21 protein-coding genes, 2 tRNA genes and 1 pseudogene are annotated in these 24,733 nt (G+C 70.2%); 8 read left to right on the top strand and 16 right to left on the bottom strand.

Going from position 1 to position 24,733, the window contains the following annotated elements:
* Positions 1–26 precede the first annotated feature (26 nt).
* Positions 27–460, top strand: a pseudogene (locus tag ACIPUC_RS06390) (rod shape-determining protein); the annotation flags it as partial.
* A gap of 134 nt (positions 461–594) precedes the next feature.
* Here the strand turns inward: ACIPUC_RS06390 and ACIPUC_RS06385 are convergent.
* Together ACIPUC_RS06385 and ACIPUC_RS06380 are read right to left on the bottom strand one after the other, a co-directional pair.
* Complete coding sequence (locus ACIPUC_RS06385) at positions 595–1,746, bottom strand: sensor histidine kinase (RefSeq protein WP_446587057.1); 1,152 nt, start codon at positions 1,744–1,746, stop codon at positions 595–597.
* A 234-nt stretch (positions 1,747–1,980) separates the two neighbouring features.
* Positions 1,981–4,602, bottom strand: coding sequence for a valine--tRNA ligase (locus ACIPUC_RS06380; RefSeq protein WP_446587056.1), 2,622 nt, complete (start codon positions 4,600–4,602; stop codon positions 1,981–1,983).
* A 126-nt stretch (positions 4,603–4,728) separates the two neighbouring features.
* Between ACIPUC_RS06380 and ACIPUC_RS06375 the strand changes: the two genes are divergently transcribed.
* Positions 4,729–5,646: a hypothetical protein gene (locus ACIPUC_RS06375; RefSeq protein ID WP_446587055.1), complete on the top strand. Its 918-nt coding sequence runs from the start codon at positions 4,729–4,731 to the stop codon at positions 5,644–5,646.
* A gap of 58 nt (positions 5,647–5,704) precedes the next feature.
* Here ACIPUC_RS06375 and ACIPUC_RS06370 read toward each other — a convergent pair whose 3' ends face one another.
* From ACIPUC_RS06370 to ACIPUC_RS06345, 6 genes are all read right to left on the bottom strand, one after another.
* The gene (locus ACIPUC_RS06370) at positions 5,705–5,983 is read right to left on the bottom strand and encodes a hypothetical protein (protein ID WP_446587054.1); all 279 of its coding nucleotides are present in this window, start codon (positions 5,981–5,983) and stop codon (positions 5,705–5,707) included.
* A gap of 171 nt (positions 5,984–6,154) precedes the next feature.
* Positions 6,155–7,441 carry an ATP-dependent Clp protease ATP-binding subunit ClpX gene (gene clpX / locus ACIPUC_RS06365; RefSeq protein ID WP_361751229.1) on the bottom strand — a complete coding sequence of 429 codons (1,287 nt, stop codon included), beginning with the start codon at positions 7,439–7,441 and terminating at the stop codon, positions 6,155–6,157.
* Between the two features lie 153 nt (positions 7,442–7,594).
* A complete protein-coding gene (locus tag ACIPUC_RS06360) occupies positions 7,595–8,260 on the bottom strand; it encodes an ATP-dependent Clp protease proteolytic subunit (protein ID WP_446587053.1) in 666 nt (221 codons plus the stop codon).
* A 55-nt stretch (positions 8,261–8,315) separates the two neighbouring features.
* On the bottom strand, positions 8,316–8,933 hold the full coding sequence (locus ACIPUC_RS06355; protein ID WP_069920280.1) for an ATP-dependent Clp protease proteolytic subunit: 618 nt from the start codon (positions 8,931–8,933) through the stop codon (positions 8,316–8,318).
* Positions 8,934–9,209: 276 nt separating this feature from the next.
* Positions 9,210–10,598, bottom strand: coding sequence for a trigger factor (tig, locus tag ACIPUC_RS06350; RefSeq protein WP_446587052.1), 1,389 nt, complete (start codon positions 10,596–10,598; stop codon positions 9,210–9,212).
* Positions 10,599–10,783: 185 nt separating this feature from the next.
* Positions 10,784–10,860, bottom strand: a tRNA-Pro gene (locus tag ACIPUC_RS06345).
* 179 nt (positions 10,861–11,039) lie between these two features.
* Between ACIPUC_RS06345 and ACIPUC_RS06340 the strand changes: the two genes are divergently transcribed.
* Positions 11,040–11,110, top strand: a tRNA-Gly gene (locus ACIPUC_RS06340).
* Positions 11,111–11,183: 73 nt separating this feature from the next.
* Here the strand turns inward: ACIPUC_RS06340 and ACIPUC_RS06335 are convergent.
* The 4 genes from ACIPUC_RS06335 to ACIPUC_RS06320 form a co-directional block, all read right to left on the bottom strand.
* Complete coding sequence (locus tag ACIPUC_RS06335; protein ID WP_362591440.1) at positions 11,184–11,378, bottom strand: hypothetical protein; 195 nt, start codon at positions 11,376–11,378, stop codon at positions 11,184–11,186.
* Between the two features lie 91 nt (positions 11,379–11,469).
* Positions 11,470–11,979 carry an HD domain-containing protein gene (locus ACIPUC_RS06330; protein ID WP_446587051.1) on the bottom strand — a complete coding sequence of 170 codons (510 nt, stop codon included), beginning with the start codon at positions 11,977–11,979 and terminating at the stop codon, positions 11,470–11,472.
* On the bottom strand, positions 11,976–13,367 hold the full coding sequence (locus ACIPUC_RS06325; protein WP_446587050.1) for a pyridoxal phosphate-dependent decarboxylase family protein: 1,392 nt from the start codon (positions 13,365–13,367) through the stop codon (positions 11,976–11,978). The genes ACIPUC_RS06330 and ACIPUC_RS06325 overlap by 4 nt, the downstream gene beginning before the upstream one ends.
* A 244-nt stretch (positions 13,368–13,611) precedes the next feature.
* Entirely contained in the window at positions 13,612–14,754 is a 1,143-nt protein-coding gene (locus tag ACIPUC_RS06320; RefSeq protein ID WP_446587049.1) for a PP2C family protein-serine/threonine phosphatase, read from the bottom strand.
* A gap of 117 nt (positions 14,755–14,871) precedes the next feature.
* Between ACIPUC_RS06320 and ACIPUC_RS06315 the strand changes: the two genes are divergently transcribed.
* The gene (locus tag ACIPUC_RS06315) at positions 14,872–16,107 is read left to right on the top strand and encodes a GNAT family N-acetyltransferase (RefSeq protein WP_446587048.1); all 1,236 of its coding nucleotides are present in this window, start codon (positions 14,872–14,874) and stop codon (positions 16,105–16,107) included.
* Positions 16,108–16,114: 7 nt separating this feature from the next.
* On the opposite strand, the gene ACIPUC_RS06310 is transcribed toward ACIPUC_RS06315, so the two are convergent.
* Both ACIPUC_RS06310 and ACIPUC_RS06305 read right to left on the bottom strand, forming a co-directional pair.
* On the bottom strand, positions 16,115–16,921 hold the full coding sequence (locus ACIPUC_RS06310) for an Fpg/Nei family DNA glycosylase (protein WP_446587047.1): 807 nt from the start codon (positions 16,919–16,921) through the stop codon (positions 16,115–16,117).
* A 71-nt stretch (positions 16,922–16,992) separates the two neighbouring features.
* Positions 16,993–17,478 (bottom strand): ribose-5-phosphate isomerase, encoded by a 486-nt coding sequence (locus ACIPUC_RS06305; RefSeq protein WP_352213182.1) that lies wholly within the window; start codon positions 17,476–17,478, stop codon positions 16,993–16,995.
* Between the two features lie 220 nt (positions 17,479–17,698).
* On the opposite strand from ACIPUC_RS06305, the gene ACIPUC_RS06300 reads away from it, so the two are divergent.
* A complete protein-coding gene (locus ACIPUC_RS06300; RefSeq protein WP_446587046.1) occupies positions 17,699–19,135 on the top strand; it encodes an amino acid permease in 1,437 nt (478 codons plus the stop codon).
* 86 nt (positions 19,136–19,221) lie between these two features.
* Here the strand turns inward: ACIPUC_RS06300 and ACIPUC_RS06295 are convergent, their stop codons facing one another.
* On the bottom strand, positions 19,222–19,806 hold the full coding sequence (locus tag ACIPUC_RS06295; protein ID WP_446587045.1) for a biotin transporter BioY: 585 nt from the start codon (positions 19,804–19,806) through the stop codon (positions 19,222–19,224).
* 284 nt (positions 19,807–20,090) lie between these two features.
* Between ACIPUC_RS06295 and ACIPUC_RS06290 the strand changes: the two genes are divergently transcribed.
* From ACIPUC_RS06290 to ACIPUC_RS06280, 3 genes are all read left to right on the top strand, one after another.
* A complete protein-coding gene (locus ACIPUC_RS06290; RefSeq protein WP_446587044.1) occupies positions 20,091–21,488 on the top strand; it encodes an amino acid permease in 1,398 nt (465 codons plus the stop codon).
* A gap of 145 nt (positions 21,489–21,633) precedes the next feature.
* Positions 21,634–23,043, top strand: a complete 1,410-nt coding sequence (locus ACIPUC_RS06285) for an amino acid permease (RefSeq protein WP_446587043.1) — start codon at positions 21,634–21,636, stop codon at positions 23,041–23,043.
* 150 nt (positions 23,044–23,193) lie between these two features.
* On the top strand, positions 23,194–23,850 hold the full coding sequence (locus tag ACIPUC_RS06280; protein WP_446587042.1) for a superoxide dismutase: 657 nt from the start codon (positions 23,194–23,196) through the stop codon (positions 23,848–23,850).
* A gap of 129 nt (positions 23,851–23,979) precedes the next feature.
* On the opposite strand, the gene ACIPUC_RS06275 is transcribed toward ACIPUC_RS06280, so the two are convergent.
* Complete coding sequence (locus tag ACIPUC_RS06275) at positions 23,980–24,627, bottom strand: mycothiol-dependent nitroreductase Rv2466c family protein (protein ID WP_446587041.1); 648 nt, start codon at positions 24,625–24,627, stop codon at positions 23,980–23,982.
* Positions 24,628–24,733: the final 106 nt, after the last annotated feature.

The raw sequence follows: 24,733 nt of genomic DNA, 5'->3' as shown, positions 1-24,733 counted from the left end.
CTTGCGAGCAGGAGATTGGGGAACAAATGCCGCAGGCCAGTAGTAACAAGACAGGATCCAGCCGCGACACACGGATGGACCTGGGGACCGCGAACACCCTGATCTACGCACGGGGCCACGGCATCGTGCTCAATGAGCCGTCCGTGGTCGCCGTGAAGGCGGGCACCACCGCCGCGCCGGCCGTCGGGGCGGAGGCCAAGGAGACCATCGGCCGCCCCCCGGCTCCATCACCGCCATCCGCCCCCTCAAGGACGGCGTGATCTGCGACTACGAGGCCGCCGAGGAGATGATCCGGCACTTCGTCCGCAAGGCCGTCCCGGGCCGGCGGCCCCGCACCCGCATGGTGATCTGCGTACCGTCCGGGGTCACCCCGGTCGAGCGGCGGGCCATCGTCCACGCCTCCACCCGGGCCGGGGCCCGGACCGTCCACCTCATCGAGGAACCGATGGCCGCGGCCATCCGACGGGCATCCCGGTCCTCGCCGCCGACAACCCGCTGGACTGCGCGGCACTCGGCTCGGGCCGCTGCGTCGAGGACCTGGACACCCCGGGCAGCCTGCCGGCCCCGACCAAGGCCTGACCCGGAAGAGACGGCCTAGCCGCGCGGCAGGGTGGCGACGACCTCGTACGAGTCCCCCGTGTACCTCGCCGTCAGGTCGCCGCCCAGGCTGCGCACGCGCTCGGACATGCTCGCCGTGCCCGAACCCGCCGAGACGGGCGCCCGTCCCGGGGTCCGGGCCGGCAGCGCGTTGCTGACGGCGATCCGCAGCCGGGGGCCGTCCGCCGCGATCGACACCTCGATCGTCTCGCCGTGCGCGTGCTTGGCGGCATTGGTCAGGCACTCCTGCACCACCCGGTAGACCGCCGCCTGGCGCAGCGGCGACAGCGCGTGCGCGTCCGGGTCCATGACGAGCCGTACGGGCGAACCGGCCCGCCCGCTCTCCTCCGCCAGCGCCGCCAGTCCGTCCACCCCCGGGGTCGAGGCCCGCTCCCCGCGCTGCACGATGATCTCGTTGAGCACCAGATGGGCCCGGCGCGCGGTGTCGGCCAGCTCCTCGAAGTCCTTGGCGTACGTGGTCTCGCGGGCCCTCGTCGACAGCACCTCGGAGCGCACCGTCAGCAGGGTCAGCTCCCGCCCGACGAAGTCGTGGACGTCACGGGCGACCGAGGTGCGCTCCTGCTGCACGGCATGGAGCACGTCGGACTCGGCCCGCCGGGCGGCGAGTTCGGCCACCAGGTCGTGCCGGTACGCGGCGATGCCGACGGCCGAGGCGAGCACCCCGATGGGGACGACCACGCTGAGGAAGCCGCTGAAGGTCTCGGCCCGGGACGCGGGCCAGCCCGGCACCCCGTAGAACAGGACCAGCGCGAAGGCGACGTATCCGAGCGTGGCGAGGATCCCGGCCCGGCGCCCGCGGTAGCGGCCGACCGAGTACAGGGCGAACTGAATCAGGGTCAGCTCGTGCAGCCAGCCGAGGAAGAGCAGCGCCGCGAGGTACGAGATCCAGGGCATCCGCCGCCGCACCAGCAGGCTCGAACAGCCGGCGGCGAGCACGGCGGCGGCGAGCGGCCCGCCCAGCGAGTTGTCGGCGGCGGCGAGGCCGGGGAGGTCCAGTGCCATCAGGGCGAGGCAGCTGAGCGCCGTCAGCACGTCCAGCGCCCGCGGTGAACCGGCCCAGCTCTCGGTGAGCCGGCGGCCGGAGTCCACGACCCGGTGCAGCGCCGAGGCGGCGGGCTTGACGTGCATGCCCTCCATCATCCGTGGTCATCGCCCCGGATCGGGGTCGGCCCGGACCGGATAACGAGTGATATAGGGCACTTCGGACAGGCCGGAGGTCCCGGCCCGCCGCCGATCTTCGGGCGGAGTTCGGCGACCGCCTGCTGTGACGCCGGCCCCCGCGCGGGGAAGGCAATAGGGGGAAGGCCCCCACGTCGACCGACGGCGTGGGGGCCTTCTCTCGCTTGCGTGCGCTGCGTGCGCCTACGCGGCGGGCAGCCCGTCCAGCTGGGCCTGGATCCGGGCGATGTCCGCCTCGGCCTTGGCCAGCCGGCCCTTGATCTTGTCCACGACGTTGTCGGGGGCCTTGGCCAGGAAGGCCTCGTTCCCGAGCTTGCCCTCGGCCTGCTGCTTCTCCTTCTCGGCGGCGGCCAGGTCCTTGCTCAGCCGCTTGCGCTCGGCGGCCACGTCGATGGTGCCCGACAGGTCGAGCGCGACGGTGGCGCCGGCGACCGGCAGGGTCGCGGTGGCGGCGAAGGAGTCGCCCTCCGGCTGGAGGCGCAGCAGCTGCCGGATGGCACCTTCGTGCGCGGCCAGCGGCGTACCGCTGAGGTCGAGGCGGGCCGGGACCTTCTGGCCCGGCTGCAGCCCCTGGTCGGCGCGGAACCGGCGGACCTCGGTGACGACGGCCTGGAGGTTCTCGATCTCGGCCTCGGCGGCCTCATCGCGGAAGCCGCTGTCCTTGGGCCAGTCGGCGACGACGAGGGACTCCCCGCCGGTCAGCGTGGTCCACAGCGTCTCGGTGACGAAGGGGACCACGGGGTGCAGCAGGCGCAGGGTCGTGTCCAGGACCTCGCCGAGGACCCGGCCGGAGACCTTGGCGCCTTCGCCGCCGGCGAAGAAGGTCGTCTTCGACAGCTCGACGTACCAGTCGAAGACCTCGTCCCACGCGAAGTGGTAGAGGGCCTCGCTGAGCTTCGAGAACTGGAAGTCCTCGTAGTACGCGTCCACCTGCGCGACGGTCTTGTTCAGGCGGGACAGGATCCAGCGGTCGGTCGCCGACATCTGCTCGACCGGCGGCAGCTCGCCCTCGATCGTCGCGCCGTTCATCAGCGCGAAGCGCGTGGCGTTCCAGATCTTGTTGGCGAAGTTGCGCGAGGCCTGGACCCAGTCCTCGCCGATCGGGACGTCGGTGCCGGGGTTGGCGCCCTTGGCCAGGGTGAAGCGGACGGCGTCGGAGCCGTACTTGTCCATCCAGTCCAGCGGGTCGACCACGTTGCCGAAGGACTTCGACATCTTCTTGCCGCGCTCGTCGCGGACCAGGCCGGTCAGCGCGATCGTCTTGAAGGGCGCCTCGCCGTCCATGGCGTACAGGCCGAACATCATCATCCGGGCGACCCAGAAGAAGATGATGTCGTGCCCGGTGACCAGTACGTCCGTGGAGTAGAACTTCTTCAGGTCCGGGGTCTGCTCCGGCCAGCCGAGCGTCGAGAACGGCCACAGGCCGGACGAGAACCAGGTGTCGAGGACGTCGGTGTCCTGGACCCAGCCCTCCCCCGCCGGCGCCTCGTCGTCCGGTCCGACGCAGACGACCTCGCCGTCCGGGCCGTACCAGACCGGGATGCGGTGGCCCCACCACAGCTGGCGCGAGATACACCAGTCGTTGAGGTTGTCGACCCAGTCGAAGTAGCGCTTCGACATGTCCTCGGGGTGGATCGAGACCCGGCCGTCGCGGACCGCGTCACCGGCCGCCTTGGCCAGCGTCTCGACCTTGACCCACCACTGGAGGGACAGGCGGGGCTCGACGGTCGTGCGGCAGCGCGAGCAGTGCCCGACGGAGTGCAGGTACGGGCGCTTCTCGGCGACGATGCGGCCCTGCTCGCGCAGGGCGCCGACGACCGCGGAACGGGCCTCGTAGCGGTCCAGGCCGAGGAACGGGCCGTGGACGGTGATGACACCGTGCTCGTCCATGATCGTCAGGTTGGGCAGCCCGTGGCGCTGCCCGATGGCGAAGTCGTTCGGGTCGTGCGCCGGGGTCACCTTGACGGCGCCGGTGCCGAACTCCGGGTCGACGTGCGTGTCGGCGACCACCGGGATGGTCCGGTCGGTCAGCGGCAGCTTGATCTGCTTGCCGACGAGGTGCGCGTACCGCTCGTCGTCCGGGTGGACGGCGACGGCCGTGTCACCGAGCATCGTCTCGGCGCGGGTGGTCGCGACGACCAGGGTGTCCTCACCCTCGCCGTACTTGATCGAGACGAGCTCGCCCGCGTCCTCCTGGTACTCCACCTCGATGTCGGAGATGGCCGTCAGACAGCGGGGGCACCAGTTGATGATGCGCTCGGCGCGGTAGATCAGCCCGTCGTCGAAGAGCTTCTTGAAGATCGTCTGGACGGCCTTCGACAGCCCCTCGTCCATGGTGAACCGCTCGCGGCTCCAGTCGACGCCGTCACCCAGCCGCCGCATCTGGCCGAGGATCTTGCCGCCGTACTCTTCCTTCCACTGCCAGACCCGCTCGACGAACTCCTCGCGGCCCAGGTCGTGGCGGGACTTGCCCTCCTCGGCGAGCTGCTGCTCGACCTTGTTCTGGGTGGCGATACCGGCGTGGTCCATGCCGGGCAGCCACAGCGACTCGTACCCCTGCATCCGCTTGCGGCGGGTGAGGGCGTCCATGAGCGTGTGCTGGAAGGCGTGCCCCAGGTGCAGGGAGCCGGTGACGTTCGGCGGCGGAATGACGATCGTGTACGCGGGCTTCTCACTCGCGGGATCGGCCGTGAAGTACCCCCGCTCTACCCAGCGCTCGTAGAGCTTCCCTTCTACCTCGGCCGGCGCGTACTGGGTCGGCAGTTCGGAGTTGGGGCTGCTGGGTGTCTGCGTGTTCTCGGTCACGGGCACAGTTTAGGGCCGTCACAGTCGAGTCATGAAACCGGTAATCGGGGGGCCCGGCGCCCTGTCCGCTCCCGGCTTCCGACAGGATGTGTGAAACAGATAAGCAACCTCACAGGGGGACGCGGGATGAGCTACAACCAGCCGGGACCTTACGGACAGCAGCCGCAGCAGCCCGGACCGTACGGGCAGCAGCCCCCGCCGCCGCCGGGACCCTACGGGCAGCCTGCACCCCAGCCCGGATACGGCTACCCCCAGCAGCCGGGCGTCCCGCCGCAGGGCTACCCGCAGCAGCCCCAGCAGCCGGGATACGGCTACCAGCAGCCCCCGTACGGCGGGATGCCCCCGCAGCAGCCGAAGAAGTCCAAGGCCGGCGTGATCATCGCGGTGGTCGTCGCGGTCGCGGTCATCGCGGGCGGCGGCTGGTACTTCCTGGGCGGCGGCGCGGGGTCGGTGGCCTCCGACACCAAGGGCTACAAGCTGTCCTTCCCCGCTGCGGTCGACAGCTACAAGAAGGCGCCGGACGCCGCCGGAGCCCCTGCGGCCGACACCCCGGTCACCGGCGAGGGCAAGACCAAGGCCGAGTCGCTCGGCGTGCAGAACGCGCACAACGCGACCGCCAAGTACCAGATCAGTCCGGACGGGAAGGGCAAGCAGTTCGCCGTCAACGGGCTCTGGGGCGAGATCGCCGACCCGAAGAAGGCCGTCGACGGCTACTACGCCGGCATCGGCCAGAACAACAAGGAAACCGAGAAGCTCGGCTTCAAGTACGAGCTGGTCGGCACTCCGAAGGAGTTCACCCCGGACGGATTCAAGGGCGCCGTGATGAAGTGCGCCAACATCAAGATGATCAGCACCAAGCCCGGTGCGACCAAGACGCCCAAGGACGTGGAGGTCCCCTCCTGCGCCTGGGGTGACCACTCGACCCTGGTCGGCATCAACCATGTCGATCCGGCAGCGGTCGCGCTCGGCGGGAGCAGCGGCACCCTCGAAGAGGTGGCCGCACTGGCGGCGAAGCTCTACAACACGGCCCGCACCAAGGCCTGATCGTGCCAGCGGCCTGCACGGACAATCGTTTCCGTGCAGGCCGGCCGCGGCCGGACGACTACCACCCCGCGGCGTTGCACGCCCCGACAGCGTCTTCCTGCCTTACCCCGATGCCGGTCAAGCCGTAGAAGCACTGACCCCAGGCTGCGGGGTTCATCCAAGTGTCGGCACCGTTCCTGCAGGCAGACTCCACCTTCGGGCCGACGTTATAACCCCTGTCAATCAGGTAAAGCTGGCAATCACCCTGATCAGCCGACGCGGGTGAAGCCACCACAATCGGCAGCGCGGTGGCGGCGAGTGCCACCGCCAGAACTCCCCCGGCACGCTTCAACTTCATGTCTCGTTCCCTTCAATGTGCAAGCGATGTCGAGACAAAGTTGATCAAGGAAGCGGCCGCCGCACCACATAAATCGAACCTTCGGCCGATTATTGGTCAAGGTAGTCCGAAAAGCGAAAAGGGGCGCCCCAGATACGTCTGGGGCGCCTCTGCTGCGTGAACTACCTGCGATTACGCCGACTTCTCGTGCGGGCCCTGGTCCTTCGGGACGATGCGGGGGACCAGCGTCGGGTTGACGTTGGAGCGGACGACGTCCGAGGTGATGACCACGCGGGCCACGTCCTTGCGGGACGGGACCTCGTACATCACCGACATCAGGACCTCCTCCATGATGGCGCGCAGGCCGCGCGCGCCCGTCTGGCGGAGGATCGCCTGGTCGGCGATGGCCTCGAGGGCTTCGCGCTCGAAGTCCAGTTCCACCCCGTCGAGTTCGAACAGCCGCTGGTACTGCTTCACCAGGGCGTTGCGCGGCTCGATGAGGATCTGGAGCAGGGCCTCGCGGTCCAGGTTGTGCACGGAGGTCAGCACGGGGAGGCGGCCGATGAACTCGGGGATCATCCCGAACTTCACCAGGTCCTCCGGCATGACCTCCTGGAACTGGTCGCTCGCCTCGATCTCGCGCTTCGAGCGGATCGTCGCCCCGAAGCCGATTCCCTTGGCCCCCGCGCGCGACTCGATGATCTTCTCGAGGCCGGCGAAGGCGCCGCCCACGATGAAGAGCACGTTCGTCGTGTCGATCTGGATGAACTCCTGGTGCGGGTGCTTGCGGCCGCCCTGCGGGGGGACGGACGCCGTCGTGCCCTCGAGGATCTTCAGGAGGGCCTGCTGGACGCCCTCGCCCGAGACATCGCGCGTGATCGATGGGTTCTCGCTCTTGCGGGCGACCTTGTCGATCTCGTCGATGTAGATGATCCCGGTCTCGGCCTTCTTGACGTCGTAGTCGGCGGCCTGGATCAGCTTGAGCAGGATGTTCTCGACGTCCTCGCCGACGTATCCGGCCTCCGTCAGCGCCGTCGCGTCGGCGATGGCGAACGGGACGTTCAGCATGCGCGCGAGCGTCTGGGCGAGGAGGGTCTTGCCGGAGCCCGTGGGACCCAGCAGCAGGATGTTCGACTTCGCGAGCTCGATCGCGTCCTCGCGGCCCTGCGCGCCGCCGTTCTCGCCGGCCTGGACCCGCTTGTAGTGGTTGTACACCGCGACGGAGAGCGCCTTCTTCGCCGGCTCCTGGCCGACGACGTAGCTCTCCAGGAACTCGTAGATCTCACGGGGCTTGGGGAGTTCCTCCCACCGGACCTCGGAGGTCTCCGCGAGCTCCTCTTCGATGATCTCGTTGCAGAGGTCGATGCACTCGTCGCAGATGTACACACCGGGTCCTGCGATGAGCTTCTTCACCTGCTTCTGGCTCTTTCCGCAGAACGAGCACTTGAGCAGATCGCCGCCGTCACCGATGCGTGCCACGAGGTGCTTCCCCTTCGCCTGGGAGACGCCTGGTTCAGCGCTCCTGGTGCCTCATATCCGACGGTACCTTGCCGGGGGCCCCGTGCGGGGCCCCCTTGACGTGGTTCACATCGCCGAATGCGGCGGCGCGTCCACGCCAATTGGCGGCAAGGATCAGTGCGAGCTCTTACGGGTGGAGATGATCTGGTCGATCAGGCCGTACGCGAGAGCGTCCTCGGCAGTGAGGATCTTGTCGCGCTCGATGTCGTCGCGGATCTTCTCGATCGGCGTCGTCGAGTGCTTGGCCAGCATGGTCTCCAGCTGGTCGCGCATCCGCAGGATCTCGTTGGCCGCAATCTCCAGGTCGGAGAGCTGCTCACGGCCGGTGCCGCCGGACGGCTGGTGGATCAGCACGCGGGCGTTCGGCAGGGCCATGCGCTTGCCCGGGGTGCCGGCGGCGAGCAGGACCGCGGCGGCGGAGGCCGCCTGGCCCATGCAGACCGTCTGGATGTCGGGCTTCACGAACTGCATCGTGTCGTAGATCGCCGTCAGCGCGGTGAAGGAGCCGCCGGGGCTGTTGATGTAGATCGAGATGTCGCGGTCCGGGTCCATCGACTCCAGGCACAGCAGCTGCGCCATGACGTCGTTGGCGGAGGCGTCGTCGATCTGCACGCCGAGGAAGATCACGCGCTCCTCGAAGAGCTTCGCGTACGGGTCGTACTCGCGCACACCCTGCGAGGTGCGCTCGACGAAGCGCGGGATGACGTAGCGGTTGTCCACCTGCGGGCCGGAGTAGAGGCCGCTCGCGGAGAAGTTGGTCTGCATCTGGGTGTTCACCATCCTGGTGGCGTTCTGCGGGCTGTCGGCTGCTCGGTACTGGCGGGTGGGGCCGGGATCAGGCCCCGGTGCCGCCGCCGCCCGGCACGTTGGACGCGGCCGAGATGATCTCGTCGATGAGGCCGTACTCCTTGGCCTCCACGGCGGTGAACCAGCGGTCGCGGTCGCCGTCGCGGATGATCGCCTCGACGGTCTGGCCCGAGTGGAACGCGGTGATCTCGGCCATGCGCTGCTTGGTGCGCAGCAGGTACTGGGCCTGGATCTTGATGTCGGACGCGGTGCCGCCGATGCCGGCGGAGCCCTGGTGCATCAGGATGTCGGTGTTCGGCAGGGCGAAGCGCTTGCCCTTGGCGCCACCGGTGAGCAGGAACTGGCCCATGGAGGCCGCCATGCCCATGCCGATGGTGACGACGTCGTTCGGGATGTACTGCATGGTGTCGTACACCGCCATGCCCGCCGTCACGGAGCCGCCGGGGCTGTTGATGTACAGGTAGATGTCCTTCTCCGGCTCGGCCGCGAGGAGGAGGAGCTGCGCAGTGATCTTGTTGGCGATCTCGTCGTCGACCTGCTGGCCGAGGAAGATGATGCGCTCGCCGAGCAGCCGGTTGTAGACATGGTCGCCGAGGCCGCCACCGATGGACGGCTCACCCGCGGCGTAAGGCATCAGATTCGTCACGTATCCACCTGCTCGTCTCCGACGGCCATGTGCCGTCTCAGCGTCTCGTTCTGGGGCGCGGCCCGGCCGGTGCGGACAAGTCCGCCGGCATCCGGGTACTCACGTGCCCTCGTATTCATGGACCCTAACGCGCAGGTCGGACAACGCCATCCCGCTTCCCGAACTGTTCGCTCGGAGCGCAAGGTCCCAGGGCCTTCCGGGGCCTGTGCCGAAGGGCCCGGACGCGGCTGCGTCCGGGCCCTCCGGGGCACTGCTCAGCGGGCTTCGCCCGGGGTGTTACTTGGCCTCGTCGGCCTGCACCTCGGTGTCGCCTTCGACGGCCGCCTCGACCGTCTCGACGGCCTGCTCCTCGTCCTCGTCGGAGAGGTCGACGACCTCGCCGTTGGTGTCGACGACCTTGGCAGCCTCGACGACGACCGCGAGGGCCTTGCCGCGGGCGACCTCGCCGACCAGCATCGGAACCTGGCCGCCCTCGACGACGGCCTGGGCGAACTGGTCGGGGGACATGCCGGAGGAGGCGGCGCGGCGCATGAGGTGCTCGGTGAGCTCCTCCTGGTCGACGCCCAGCTTCTCCTTGTTGACCAGCGCGTCGAGGACGAACTGGGTCTTGATGCCCTTGACCGCCTGCTCGGAGGTCTCGGCGTCGAACTCCTCGACCGTCTTGCCCTGGAACTCCAGGTACTTCTCGATGGTCAGACCCATCTGGCCGAGCTGGTGGTGCTCCAGGTTGTGCTTGCGGGTCTGGACCTCGTCCGCGAGGAGCTTCTCGGGGATCGGGACCTCGACGAGCTCCAGCAGCTTCTCCAGGACGCGCTCCTGGGCCTGCGTGGCCTGGTCGTACTGCTTCATGTTCTCGAGGCGCTTGCGGCTGTCGGCCTTGAGCTCCTCGAGGGTGTCGAACTCGCTGGCCATCTGGGCGAACTCGTCGTCCAGCTCCGGGAGCTCCTTGGCGGAGACCTTGGTGACCTTGACGGTGACCTCGGCGTCCTTGCCCTCGGCGGAGCCGCCCTTCAGCTGCGAGGTGAAGGTGGCCTCGCCGCCGGCCTCGAGGCCGGTGACGGCCTCGTCGATGCCCTCGAGCAGCTCGCCCGAGCCGATGGTGTAGGAGACGTCGGAGGCGACGCCGTCGGGCAGCACCTCGCCGTCGACCTTGGCCTCGAGGTCGAGGGTGACGACGTCACCCTCGGCGGCGGCGCGCTCGACGTCCTTGGTGGACGCGAAGCGGCCGCGCAGCTGCTCGACGGACTTCTCGACGTCCTCGTCGGAGACCTCGATGGCGTCGACCTCGACCTCGATGCCGGAGTAGTCCGGGATCTCGATCTCGGGGCGCACGTCGACCTCGGCGGTGAAGGCCAGCAGCTCGCCGTCCTTCAGCTCCGTGATGTCGACATCGGGCTGGCCCAGCGGGTTCAGGTCGGCCTCGTTGACCGCCTCGGTGTAGAACTTCGGGAGGGCGTCGTTGACGGCCTCCTCCAGCACCGCACCGCGGCCGAAGCGCTGGTCGATGACGCGGGCCGGGATCTTGCCCTTGCGGAAGCCCTTCACCGTGACCTGCTGGTTGATCTTCTTGTACGCCGCGTCGAGGCTGTCCTTGAGCTCCTCGAAGGGCACCTCAACAGTGAGCCGAACCCGAGTCGGGTTCAGGGTCTCCACGGCGCTCTTCACGGTTCGGTCTCCTTGTGGCTGACTGCTGGGGATTCTGCCGTCACGCTGCGGTTCAGCGGTTCAGCGGACTTCGGCCCGGTACATCAGACACACGGGCACGCAGCTTGCATAGTAACGGCAAGCGGCAATCAGCCCACAACGCGATCTTGTGGTGGCCCCCGATGGCTCGAAGGAGACACTGCTGGTGGTCGGGGTGGCCGGATTCGAACCGACGACCTTCCGCTCCCAAAGCGGACGCGCTACCAAGCTGCGCCACACCCCGTCGGTGCGACACGTAGGGTACATGCCCGGAGACCCTCCGATGCGCGGGGTTTCCGGAGTTTCCGGGCCGGCGTCCCGGCAGGCGCTCGCGGCGGGCTCGAATGTGGTGTGCACGCCCCCGGCGCGACCCGCTAGGATGCTGTTCGTGCCGCGGTCCCCGGACCCTGCGGCGCGCGCGTTGCGGGCGTAGCTCAATGGTAGAGCACTAGTCTTCCAAACTAGCTACGCGGGTTCGATTCCCGTCGCCCGCTCTGAGCACCAGGGCCAGGCCTGAGGACGTTTCCTCCGCCTGGCCCTGAGTCTTTCCCGAGTCCCGTGCGCCGCCTAGAGCTTGATGTTCGCGATCATCGTCGCGAGGGAGTTGAGGAAACGGTTCACGTCGTCCGAGATCGAGCTGGACGCCAGGAAGAACCCGAACAGGGCCGCGACGATGGCGGGACCCGTCTTGATGTGGTTGCCGCGGATCAGCACCACCAGGATGACCCCCAACAGAACCACCACTGACAGCGAAATGGCCACAACTGATCACACCTTCGGTCGTCCCCTGGTCGGCCCGGGGCGTGCGGCCGCGCACACCCACATGGACCATCCTCCCACCAACGGGCCCCGCCTATCCGTCCCGTGACGAATCGCCATGGTTCCGCTTGCGCCGGCCTCCCGGGCCGTGCGGCTGGGCGAGGCCGAGGAGCGAGCGGACATACGCGTACTTCGCGGACAGCCGCTCGCGTGTGGGGCCGTCCAGTACGGAGAGGCGTACGGGATCGGCGTTGTGCGCGAGGTCGGCCTCCTTGACCAGCAGGGCGCCCGGGGTGGCGAGGATCCGGGCCGCGTACTGCTCGACCGGTTCGCCGGGACGCTTGGTGACGGCGAGGACCATGTCCTTCACGGACTGCGGCAGGGCGGCGGAATCCAGCCAGGTGAGGCTCAGCGCCTCGTCCTCGATGGCGTCGTGCAGCCAGGCCGCCGCCTGCTGTTCGAAGGTGCCGCCGCGCAGCCGGACGCCCTCTGCCACGGCCGCGAGGTGCTCGGCGTACGGCCGGCCGGCCTTGTCGGTCTGGCCCTCGTGCGCGGCGCGGGCGAGGGCCTCGACCTCGATGAGGGTCAGGGGGCTGCTCGTCATGCGATCTCCCTTGCCGCTGTCCGCAGGGCCTGCGCGGCCCGGTCCACATCCGCCTGCGTGGTGCGCCAATTGGAGAACGCGGCGCGCAGGGCGGGGGTTCCCCCGTAGACGGTCGGGGTGACGAACACCTCGGCGGCCGCCGCCTCGCGCAGGGCGGTCAGCCGGGCCGGTGTGGGGTCGGCGGCGAGGGTGAAGCAGACGACGTTGAGGCGGACCGGGGCGAGCAGGGTGAAGGCGGGGTCCCCGGAGAGCCGCTCGCCCAGCGCGCGGGCGCAGGCGATGTCGCGTTCGACGATCTCCCGGTGGCCCTGGCGGCCGTACGCGCGCAGCGTGAACCAGGCGGCGAGGGCGCGCAGCCGGTGGGAGTTCTCCGGGGTGAGGTGGACCAGGTCGGGGTGGTCGCCGAGGGGGCCGAGGTAGGCGGCGGAGTTCTGGAAGACGCGGGCCTGGAGGTCGGGCCGGCGGGTGAACTGGACGGCGCTGTCGTAGGGGACGTTGAGCCACTTGTGCAGGTCGACGCAGAGGGAGTCGGAGGCGTCGAGTCCGGCGGCGAGGTGGGCGTGGTCCGGGGAGAGGGCGGCGAAGGCGCCGAAGGCGGCGTCGGTGTGCAGCCAGAAGTCGTGGCGCTCCTTGAGCGCGGCGACGGCCCGGAGGTCGTCGAAGTCGACCGTGTTGACGGTGCCGGCGTTGGCGACGACGACGGCCGGGCCGGGGGTGTCGGCCAGGGCCCGGTCCAGGGCGGCCGGGTCCACTGCCTCGCGGCCGGGCAGGGTCGGGACCGTGACGAGGCTGCCCCGCCCCAGGCCGAGGACGGACAGGGCCTTGGCGATGGAGGAGTGGGGGGCGCCGGAGAGCACGCGGACGGCGCCGAGGGCGGCGACGCCGTCCTCGGCCGGGGCGACGCCGAGGCGTTCGCCGAGCCATTCGCGGGCGATGGCGAGTCCGGTGGTGTTGGACATGGTGGCGCCGCTGACGAAGGTGCCGGAGTGGGCGTCGGAGAGGTGGAAGAGGGCGCGGAGCCAGCCGACGGTCTCGCGTTCGAGGTCCTGGCCCGCGCCGTCGAGGGCGGAGTTGGAGTTCTGGTCGTGGGCGGCGGTGAGCCAGTCCCCGGCGAGGGCGGCGGGGGTGGCGCCTCCGGTGACGAAGCCGAGGTAGCGGGGGCCGGCGGAGGCGGACAGCCGCGGCTCCCAGCGCTCCCGGAAGGCGGCGAGGGTGGCCTCGGCGCCCGCGCCGTGCTCCGGGAGCGGCTCGGGCGCGTCGTCCGGCTTCGCGGCCGGCGGTACGACGGGACGCGCGTCCAGGGCTGCGAGCGCGTCGGCGGCGGCGCGGCGGGTGGCGTCGAGGAGGTCGGGGAGCCGGGCGAGGTCGGCGGCGAGCGTACGGTCCATGGGGGCACGGTAGGCGCCGCCGGTGTGGCGGGGGCGGGCCAATCCGGGGTGAGTGGCCCGGCCCGCCCCCGCCCTGCGGGGCCGGACGGGTCAGGCCGCCGCTGCCGCGTGGGACGGGCGGGTCGCGAGGGGTCGATCGCCGAGGTCGATCCCGCGCGGCGCGTTCTCGGTGCCGGCCTCCCGGTGGGGCGGCGGCCATGGCGCGCCCCGGCCGGGCCCGGGGTGGGGCGAACCCCACCGGGCGTCAGGGAGAGCGGCGGATCAGGAGCAGGGCGCGGTCGTCGTTGACGTCCTTGGCGACCTTTTCGATGAGGTGCCAGGCGGCGCCCTCCCAGCCGGCGGCGACGTAGCGGTCGGCCTCGCCCGTGAGCCGGTCGATGCCCTCGCTGATCTCGCGGTCGGCCGTCTCGACCAGGCCGTCCGTGAAGAGCATCAGGACGTCGCCGCGGCGGAGGTTCCCTTGGGCGGGGGTGAACTCGGCGCCGTCGTAGACGCCGAGCAGCGGGCCCTCGCCGGTCTTCTCCTGCCAGCGCCCGGTGCCCGCGCAGAGCTGGAGGGCGGGGAGGTGGCCGGCGGAGAGGAGTTCGTAGTCGCCGGTCTCCAGGTCCAGGACGAGGTGGATGGAGGTGGCGAAGCCCTCGTCCCAGTCCTGGCGGAGGAGGTAGCCGTTGGCGGCGGGCAGGAAGCCGTGCGGCGGCAGCGCTCCGAGCAGGCCGCCGAAGGCGCCGGAGAGCAGCAGGGCCCGGGAGCCGGCCTCCATGCCCTTGCCGGAGACGTCGGTCAGGACGATCTCCAGGGTCCGGCCGCCGTTGGTGCGGGCCGCGACGACGAAGTCGCCGGAGAAGGACTGGCCGCCGGCGGGGCGCAGGGCCATCTCGCGGTGCCAGCCGCGCGGCAGGGAGGGCAGTTTGCTCTGGACGCGGATCCGTTCGCGCAGGTCGAAGAGCATGGTGCCGCCGCGCCGCCAGGGCACGCCGACGCGGCTGCGGAACTGCGCGATGACCAGCCCGAAGAAGCCGCAGGCCGCGACGACCAGGACGGTGCCGGGGGTCACCCGTGCCGGTCCCTGGGTGTAGGGGCCGAGTACGAGGGCCTCGACGATCAGTGCGGCCGCGGAGGCGGCGTACAGCGCGAGGAGGCTGGCGGGGCGCAGCAGCAGGCCGCCGGCCACGATCGGCAGGACGAGCGCCGAGGGCGAGAACCAGACGGGCAGCATGATCGTGCCGCAGGCGATGGCGGGGATGGTGAGCAGCAGTCCGGCGAAGGCGAGCCAGTCGGAGGCGTCCCCGCGGAAGTAGTCGACGGCGGATTTGCGCAGGGAGGTGCGGGCCCGGTGCGACAGCATGCGCATCCGGGCCATGAGGGTTTCCACGCGTGCTCCGGCCATTGCTTCGGGACCCTATCCATCCCGGCTGTGACTGCGCAGGGGTACCCCTCGTCCCGGGGTCGTACGGGACCCGAAAACTCTTCGACGGGGATCGAATGCGCTGATAGGGATGGCCTTATGGCACTTGAGATGCGCGTGTTGAAGCGGGATGAGTGGGATGCCTGGTTCGATCAGCTGGAACTGGCGTTCGGCGGGGTGTCCGAGGTCGCTCAGGTCCGGGAGCTCTACCGGTCCTTGACCGAGCCTGAACGCTCGCTCGGCGTCTGGGACGGCGAGGACTGCGTCGGCTCGGCCTCGGCGTTCACTTTCCGGGTGTCGGTGCCGGGCGGGGCGCTGGTGCCCGCGGCCGGGGTCACGATGGTGGGCGTCTCCCCCACGCACCGGCGGCGCGGGGTGCTCAGCTCGATGATGCGGCGCCTGCTGGACGACGTACGGGCGGCCGGCGAGCCGCTCGCCGTGCTGACGGCCTCGGATCCGGCGATCTACGGGCGTTTCGGCTTCGGCACGGCGACGTACGCGATGGCCCTGGAGATCGACACGACCCGCGTACGGCTCTCCGTGCCGCCGGAGGCGGACGGGGTGCGGGTGCGGCGCGTCGACGTGGACAAGTCGCTGGCCGACTGCGAGCGGGTGTACGCGGAACTGGTGACCCGGCGGCCCGGCATGCCGGCCCGGCAGCCCGGCTGGGAGCGGTATCCGCTTTCGGACCCGCCGGAGGACCGGGGCGGCGCTTCGCCGCTGCGGTGCGTGGTCGCCGAGGGCCCGGACGGCGAGGTGGCCGGCTACGCCCGCTACCGGGTCAAGCCCGAGTGGGACCACTCCGGTTCGCAGGGCAAGGTCGAGGTCGTGGACCTCGACGCGCTCGACCCGGCGGCGACCGCGGCGCTGTGGCGCTACCTGTTCGGGATCGACCTGACCTGGACGGTACGGGCCGCCAGGCGGCCGGTGGACGATCCGGTGCTGCACCTGGTCAGCGACGTCCGGCGGTCGAAGCCGAGCCTGCGCGACTCGCTCCACGTACGGCTGGTGGACGTGGCGGCGGCGCTCGCGGGGCGGACGTACGGGGCCGCGGTGGACGTGGTGCTGGAGGTCGAGGACGCGTTCTGCCCCTGGAACGGGGGCCGGTGGCGGCTGGTGGCCGACGGGGCGGGATCCGCCGCCTGCACGCGGACCGAGGAGCCGGCGGACCTGGCGCTGTCGGTCCGGGACCTGGGCTCGGCCTATCTGGGCGGGATCACGCTGACCTCGCTGGCCGCGGCCGGGCGGGTGCGCGAGCTGCGCCCGGGAACCCTGGCCCGGGCCTCGCGCGCCTTCGCCGGGGACGTCGCCCCCTGGCTGTCGCACGGCTTCTGACGGCGTACTAGCGGTACTGGCAGCCGGGGCACCAGAAGAGGTTGCGGGCGGCGAGGTCGGCGGTGCGGACCTCGCCCCCGCAGATGTGGCAGGGCAGGTTCGCCCTGCGGTAGACGTACACCTCGCCGCCGTGGTCGTCCACCCTCGGCGGCCTGCCCATCGCCTCGGGCAGGTGCTCGTCGCGGACCGTGTCGATCCGGTTGTTCCGTACGCCCTCGCGCATCAGCGCGGCCAGGTCCGCCCACATGGCGTCCCACTCGGCGCGGGTGAGGTCCTTGCCCAGCCGGTAGGGGTCGATGCCGTGCCGGAAGAGGACCTCGGCCCGGTAGACGTTGCCGATGCCCGCGACGACCTTCTGGTCCATGAGCAGGGCGGCGACGGTGGTGCGGGAGCGGGAGATCCGCTTCCAGGCCCGGTCGGGGTCGTCGTCCGGGCGCAGCGGGTCGGGGCCGAGCCGGTCGTGTATCGCCTTCTTCTCCCCCTCGCCGATCAGCGCGCAGGCGGTGGGCCCGCGCAGGTCGGCGTAGTGCTCCTGGTTCTGCAGCCGCAGCCGGACCGTGTCGGTCGCGGGCGGCGCCGGGGCGGGGCCGAAGCCGAGCTTGCCGAAGAGGCCGAGGTGGATGTGGATCCAGGCGTCGCCCAGCTCCAGGAAGAGGTGCTTGCCGTGCGCCTCGGCGCTCTCCAGCTCGCGCCCGTCGAGCAGGGCCGCGCTCTCCGAGAAGCGGCCCTGGGGGCTGCTGACCCGGACCGGGCGTGCGGCGAACCGCTCGGTGTGGTCCTGGGCGAGGCGGTGGATCGTATGCCCCTCGGGCACGGCAATGCTCCTCGGTAAAGAGAAACCGGCCGCGCCGCCCCCGCGGGGGAGCGGCACGGCCGGAAGCGGAATCAGCCCTGGGGGTGGTGGGCCGGGATCGGGGGCAGCTCGCCGGTCTGCTCGTACGCGGAGAGCATCTCGATGCGGCGCGTGTGGCGCTCCTCGTCGGAGTACGGGGTCGCCAGGAAGGCCTCGATGAAGCCGACGGCCTCGTCCTGGGTGTGCATCCGGCCGCCGACGGAGATCACGTTGGCGTTGTTGTGCTCGCGGCCGAGCTTCGCGGTCTCCACGCTCCAGGCGAGGATGGCGCGGACGCCCTTGACCTTGTTCGCGGCGATCTGCTCTCCGTTGCCGGAGCCGCCGATCACGATGCCGAGGCTGTCGGCGTCCGCGGCGGTCTTCTCCGCGGCGCGCAGGCAGAACGGCGGGTAGTCGTCCACCGCGTCGTAGATGTGGGGGCCACAGTCGACGGGCTCGTGGCCGTTGTTCTTGAGCCAGTCCACCAGGTGGTTCTTGAGCTCAAAGCCGGCATGGTCGGATCCGAGGTACACGCGCATGGGTCGAGTGTGGCACGAGGGGGCCCGGCAGCCCGCAACGGGGTGTCGCGTAAGTCACTTCTAAAGCTCAAGTAAACCCAAAGAACGCAGATGGGACAGGGTGGGGCAAGGTCCTTGGACGTTCGTCCCTGCGCAACGATCCGGATTGGGGTCTTCCGCCCTGCGTTCATCTCAGGTTTGAATGCCGGGGCTCGCAACCCGAGAACCTAAGGATCCGTCCATGAGCTCCACGACGACCCTCCAGAAGGAAGGCAATCCCACCGGTAACCCCGGTGACGGACAGCCCTCCGACGGTCTGAAGGCCGGTCTCAAGAACCGCCACCTTTCCATGATCGCCATCGGCGGCGTCATCGGCGCCGGCCTCTTCGTCGGCTCCGGCGGCGGCATCGCCAAGGCCGGCCCCGCCATCCTGATCTCCTACGCGCTGGTCGGCGCGATGGTCGTCTTCGTGATGCGGATGCTGGGCGAGATGGCCGCCGCCAGCCCGAACTCGGGTTCCTTCTCCGCCTACGCGGACCGGGCGCTCGGCCGCTGGGCCGGTTTCTCCATCGGCTGGCTCTACTGGTTCTTCTGGGTCGTCGTGCTCGCGGTGGAGGCCACCGCCGGTGCCGCCATCCTGGAGAACTGGATCCCGGCCGTCCCCCAGTGGGCCTGGGCGCTGATCGTGATGGCGGTGCTGACCGTCACCAACCTCGGCTCGGTCGCCTCCTACGGTGAGTTCGAGTTCTGGTTCGCGGGCATCAAGGTCGTCGCCATCGGCGCGTTCGTGGTCGTCGGCATGCTGGCCGTCTTCGGCCTGCTGCCGGGCTCGGACAACCCGGGCGCGGGCTTCGCGCACCTGACCGACGCCGGGGGCTTCTTCCCCAACGGATACGGCGCCGTCCTCACCGGTGTGCTGATGGTCGTCTTCTCCTTCATGGGCAGCGAGATCGTCACCCTGGCCGCCGGCGAGTCGGAGAACCCCCGCAAGGCGGTCACCCAGGCCACCAACTCCGTCATCTGGCGGATCGGCGTCTTCTACCTCGGCTCGATCTTCATCGTGCTGACCCTGCTCCCGTGGAACGACAAGTCGATCACCGAGAAGGGCTCGTACGTCGCCGCCCTGGACTCGATCGGCATCGCGCACGCCGGCACGATCATGGAGGTCATCGTCCTGACCGCCGTGCTGTCCTGCCTGAACTCGGGCCTGTACACCGCCTCCCGCATGGCCTTCTCGCTCGGTGAGCGCGGTGACGCCCCGAAGGCGTTCGCCAAGGTCAACTCCCGGGGCGTGCCGGTCGCCGCGATCCTGGGCTCCACGGTCTTCGGCTTCGTCGCCGTCTACTTCAACTACGCCTTCAAGGACACGGTCTTCAACTTCCTGCTGAACTCCTCGGGCGCCATCGCGCTCTTCGTCTGGCTGGTGATCTGCTTCACCCAGCTGAGGATGCGCGGGATCCTGGTCCGCGAGGCCCCGGAGAAGCTGACCGTCAAGATGTGGCTCTTCCCGTGGCTGACCTGGGCCACCGCCGCACTGATCATGTTCGTGATCGGCTACATGTTCGTGGACGACGCCAACCGCGAGGTGGTCACCCTCTCCACCCTCGTCGCCGGCCTGGTCGTGGCCGTCGGCGTGGTGCTCGACTTCCGCCGGAAGCGGGCCGCGCTGCAGGGCTGAGCCCGGTCGCGTACGTACGTACGACAGAGCCCGGCCCGCCGTCACTGGCGGGCCGGGCTCCGGCGTATGCGGGGGGGGGCGGCGGGTCAGCCGCGGCGCCCGGCCAGCTTCCAGGCGGCCGGCAGGGCGCCCATCGCGAGGGCGGCCTTGAGCGCGTCGCCGAGCAGGAACGGGGTCAGGCCCGCCGCGACGGCGGCGCTCAGGGACATCCCGGTGGCGGCCATCAGGTAGGGCACGCCCACCGCGTAGATCACCGCGGAGCCGAGCGCCATCGTGCCCGCCGTCCGCAGGACCGAGCGGTCGGCGCCGCGCCGTGCGAGGGCGCCGACCACGGTGGCGGCGAGCAGCATGCCGAGCACGTAGCCGAAGGAGGCGCCGCTCGCGCCGGAGGTGCCGTTCGCGAACCAGGGCATCCCGGCCGCGCCGAGGACGGCGTACAGGCCCAGCGCCAGGAAACCGAGGCGGGCGCCGAACGCGGTGCCGACGAGCAGCGCCGCGAAGGTCTGGCCGGTGACCGGGACCGGGGAGCCGGGTACGGGTACGGCGATCTGCGCGGCCAGTCCGGTGAGCACGGCTCCGCCGACGACGAGCGCGATGTCGCGGACGCGGCTCGCGGGCAGCAGGTCGGCGAGGACGGCGCCGGGCCGGAAGGAGACGGAAGCGGTGCTCATCGAGGGCTCCGGAAGGGTCGGGGTGACAGGACGATCACCGACGTTAGTCCGCGGACCACGACGCCCCCACCGCCACCCGACACAAAGGCATACTCCTCGGTTTGGTGGAGACCGCACAAAGAGCCTCACTCACACCCGTGTTCGCGTGATCCGTGTCACGGGGAAGATCCGACAACAGTTCCGTTTTGCACGCAAGGCCGCCGCTCAGTGAGACTGTAGGGTCCCGCCAATCCGGATGCGGAGCCCCACCGCCGCTGGGCCGAACGAGAGTACGAGCACCCCTCATGCGCGACCGCTTGCCCGAAGCTCCTCCGATGACGGGCGACCTGCCCGCGGAACCCCTCAGTCACAGCCTCAAGCAGCGCCACCTGACCATGCTGGGCCTCGGCGGCGTGATCGGCGCCGGGCTCTTCGTCGGCTCCGGCGCCGGCATCGGCATCGCCGGACCGGCGATCATCTGCTCCTACCTGCTCGCGGGCGTGCTCGCGATGCTGGTGATGCGGGCGCTCGGCGAGATGTCGGCGGCGATGCCCGCCTCCGGCTCCTTCTCGGTCTACGCGGAGAAGGCCCTGGGCCGCTGGGCCGGCTTCTCGGCGGGCTGGCTGTACTGGTTCCTGCTGGTCGTGGTGCTCGCGGTCGAGGCCACCGGCGCCGCGAAGATCGCCAACGGGTGGGTGCCCTCGATCGACCAGTGGGTCTGGGTGCTGCTCTTCATGGTGGTCTTCACCGTGAGCAACCTGGCCGCCGTACGGAACTTCGGCGAGTTCGAGTTCTGGTTCGCGGCCCTGAAGGTCGGCGCGATCGTGCTGTTCCTGATCCTCGGCACCCTCGCGATCTTCGGTCTGCTCCCCGACACCGACCCCGTCGGCACGGCCAACCTGACCGGCCGGGGCGGCTTCTTCCCCGCCGGCATGGGCGGGGTCGTCGCGGGGATGCTCGCGGTCGTCTTCGCCTTCGGCGGTCTGGAGGTCGTCACGATCGCGGCGGCCGAGTCGGACGACCCGGCCCGCTCCGTGTCCCGCGCGGTGCGCAGCGCGGTGTGGCGCATCCTCTTCTTCTACGTCGGCTCGATGATGGTCATCGTGACCCTGCTGCCGTGGGACTCGCTGGAGCCGGGCCAGAGCCCGTACGTGGCCGTCCTCGACTCCATCGGCATCCCGGCGGCCGGCCAGATCATGGACATCGTGATCTTCGTGGCGCTGCTGTCGGCGCTGAACGCCAACCTGTACGGGTCCTCGCGCATGGTGTTCTCGCTGGCCGAACGGGGCGAGGCGCCGAAGGCGCTGCTGAAGGTCTCGGGTGGCGGGGTGCCGCGTCGCGCGGTGTTCGCCTCGGTGGCCTTCGGCTTCGCGTCGGTGGTGCTGAACCTGCTGTGGCCGGACACGATCTTCCTCTACATGCTCAACGCGGTCGGCGCGGTGCTGCTGTTCGTGTGGGTGCTGATCGCGGTCTCGCAGCTGAAGCTGCGCCGGATCATCGAGCGGGACATGCCGGAGCGGCTGACCCTGCCCATGTGGCTGTTCCCGTACGCGACATGGGCGGCGCTGCTGGGCATGGCGGCGGTGCTGGTCCTGATGCTGTTCGACGACTCGGCCCGGCCGCAGCTGCTGTGGTCCAGCGGGGCCGCCGCCGCCGTGCTGGTGGTGGCGTGGGTGCGGGAGGTCCGGGCCGGTCGGCCCTGACGCCTCGTGATGTATGCGGCGGGGCCCGGGACTCAGGTCCCGGGCCCTGTCCGTTGCGCGGGCGGACGATCACGTCCCGTGAGGCAACTGTCCGGATGATGGACACGGAGAGTCCGATTATCGGACGGTTCGGCAGACTGCCCCCATGAGCCAGAGCACCACCGCACCCCCCGGGCAGCAGGCGCCGCCGCGTTCGGACGCCGGATCACCCCTCGGAAACGGACTCAAGCAGCGCCACCTCTCGATGATCGCCCTCGGGGGCGTCATCGGCGCCGGACTCTTCGTCGGATCCGGCGCGGGCATCGCCGCCGCGGGCCCCTCGATCGTGCTCGCGTACGCCGCGTCCGGGATCCTGGTGATGTTCGTGATGCGGATGCTCGGCGAGATGTCCGCAGCGAACCCCGCCTCCGGCTCCTTCTCCGTCCACGCCGAGCGGGCCATCGGCCCCTGGGCCGGGTTCACCGCCGGCTGGATGTTCTGGACGCTGCTGTGCGTGGGCGTGGCCATCGAGGCCATCGGCGCGGCGCACATCATGACCGGCTGGTTCCCGGGCACCCCCTCCTGGATGTGGGTGCTGGTCTTCATGGCGGTCTTCTGCGGGTCCAACCTGGCCGCCGTCTCGAACTTCGGCGAGTTCGAGTTCTGGTTCGCCACCCTCAAGATCGGCGCCATCGGGCTCTTCCTGGGCCTGGGCGTGCTGGCCGTCCTGGGCGTGCTGCCCGGCACCGGCTCCCCCGGCGCCGCCAACCTGCTGCACGACGGCGGCTTCCTGCCCAACGGGGTGGAGGGCCTGCTGGTCGGACTGCTGGCCTCGGTCGTCGCGTACGGCGGGCTGGAGACGGTGACCATCGCGGCCGCCGAGTCCGAGAACCCGGTCAAGGGCGTGGCCAAGGCCGTGAAGACGACCATGTGGCGGATCGCGATCGTCTACGTCGGCTCCATGCTGGTGATCGTCACCCTGCTGCCGTGGAACGACCCGGCGGTCACGGCGGACGGCCCGTACGCCGCCACCCTGGACCACCTGGGCATCCCCGCGGCCGGCCAGATCATGAACGTGGTCATCCTGATCGCCCTGATGTCCGCGATGAACGCCAACATCTACGGCTCCTCGCGCATGGCCTACTCGCTCGTCTCCCGCGGCCAGGGCCCCAAGGCGCTGGGCAAGGTCACCGGCCGCGTGCCGCGCCGCGCGGTGCTCGCCTCCTGCGGATTCGGTTTCGTCACCGTGCTGCTGTCGTACTGGTACCCGGACACCCTGTTCGCCTGGCTGCTGAACATGGTCGGCGGGGTCATCCTGATCGTCTGGGGCTTCATCGCCGTCTCCCAGTTCGCGCTGCGCCGCCGGCTGGAGCGGGAGGCGCCCGGGAAGCTGGTCGTGCGCATGTGGGGGTTCCCCTACCTGACCTGGGTGGCCCTGGCCGGCGTGGCCGGGGTGCTGGTCCTGATGGCCCTGGGCGAGGACACCCGGATCCAGGTGCTCTTCACCGGCGGCCTGACCGCCGCCCTCGCGGCGACCGGGTACGCGCTGCAGCGCCGGGCCGCCGCGCGCGCCTGACGCCCCGTCCGGCATCCCGGCGGCAACCGGAGGCGGGCTCCGTGCACACGCACGGGGCCCGCCTTCTTCGCGTGGAATAGATGCTGCTAGCGTGCAGTTGCGCATTGATTGCAATAAGCAGTTGGCACGCCGAGGGGACCGGACACACGCATGGCCATCTACACGCTTCCTGAGCTTCCTTACGACTACGCGGCGCTCGAGCCGGTGATCAACCCGCAGATCATCGAGCTGCACCACGACAAGCACCACGCTGCCTACGTGGCGGGCGCCAACACCACGCTGGAGCAGCTGGCGGAGGCGCGCGACAAGGAGAACTGGGGCGCCCTCAACGGCCTGGAGAAGAACCTCGCGTTCCACCTCTCCGGCCACATCCTGCACAGCATCTACTGGCACAACATGGCCAGCCCCAAGACCGGTGAGGGCGGCGGCATCCCGGACGAGAAGGACGGCCTGGGCGAGCTCCCGGCCGCGATCACCGAGTCCTTCGGCTCCTTCGCCGCCTTCAAGAAGCAGCTGACCTTCGCGTCCTCCGCGACCCAGGGCTCCGGCTGGGGCGTGCTCGCGTACGAGCCCATCAGCGGCCGCCTGATCGTGGAGCAGGTCTACGACCACCAGGGCAACGTGGGCCAGGCCTCCGTGCCGATCCTGGTCTTCGACGCCTGGGAGCACGCCTTCTACCTGCAGTACAAGAACCAGAAGGCGGACTTCATCGAGGCGATGTGGAACGTCGTCAACTGGCAGGACGTGGCGAAGCGCTACGCCGACGCCAAGGCGAACACCCCGCTGCTGATCCCCGTCAAGGGCTGATCGCACCCCCGAACCCGCCCACCTCGTGATCGTCTTCTCAACCTTCACCGGCGGGCGTGTCCAGCAGAAGACCCCCGTGAGGACGTGACTCACGGGGGTCTTCTGTGTGCGACGGTGCGGCGGTACGGACTACTCGAAGGACGGGCCCTTGGTGCGGGTGCGCTTGATCTCGTAGAAGCCGGGGGTGGAGGCCACGAGCAGGGTGCCGTCCCACAGCCGGGCCGCGGCCTCGCCGCGCGGGGCCGGGGTGACGACCGGGCCGAAGAAGGCCACGTCCCCGCCGTCGGCGCCGGGCACCGAGATCACCGGGGTGCCGACCTCCTGGCCGACCCGGTCGATGCCGTCGTTGTGCGAGGCGCGCAGCACCTCGTCGTACTCGTCGGAGTCGGCGTACGCGAGCAGCTCGGCCGGCAGGTCGAGGGCCGCCAGCGCCTCGGCGATCACCTCGCGGGTCGCGCCCTTGTCCTCGTTGTGGATACGGGTGCCGAGCTCGGTGTAGAGCTTGCCGGTGATCTCGTCGCCGAACTTCTGCTGGGCCGCGACGACCACGCGCACCGGCGCCCATCCCTTGGGGCCGAGCAGCTCGCGGTAGCGCTCGGGGAGTTCGTCGAGCTTGTTCTCGTTCAGGACGGCCAGGCTCATCACGTGCCAGCGGACCTCGACGTCGCGGACCTTCTCGACCTCCAGCATCCACCGGGAGGTCATCCAGGCCCAGGGGCAGAGCGGGTCGAACCAGAAATCGACCGGGGTCTTCTCGCGCACCTGGGTGTCGGTCATGTCTCTCCTCGCATCGCTCACGGCGTCGTTCGTGGTGTCCCCCTCCCCAACCGGCACGCGTTCGCACGCATTCCCCCCATGGGAGGATTCGATCGAAGGAACCCGA

It is taken from the genome of Streptomyces sp. LARHCF249, from assembly GCF_052871255.1.
This window is presented reverse-complemented; position numbering and strand designations above follow the sequence as displayed.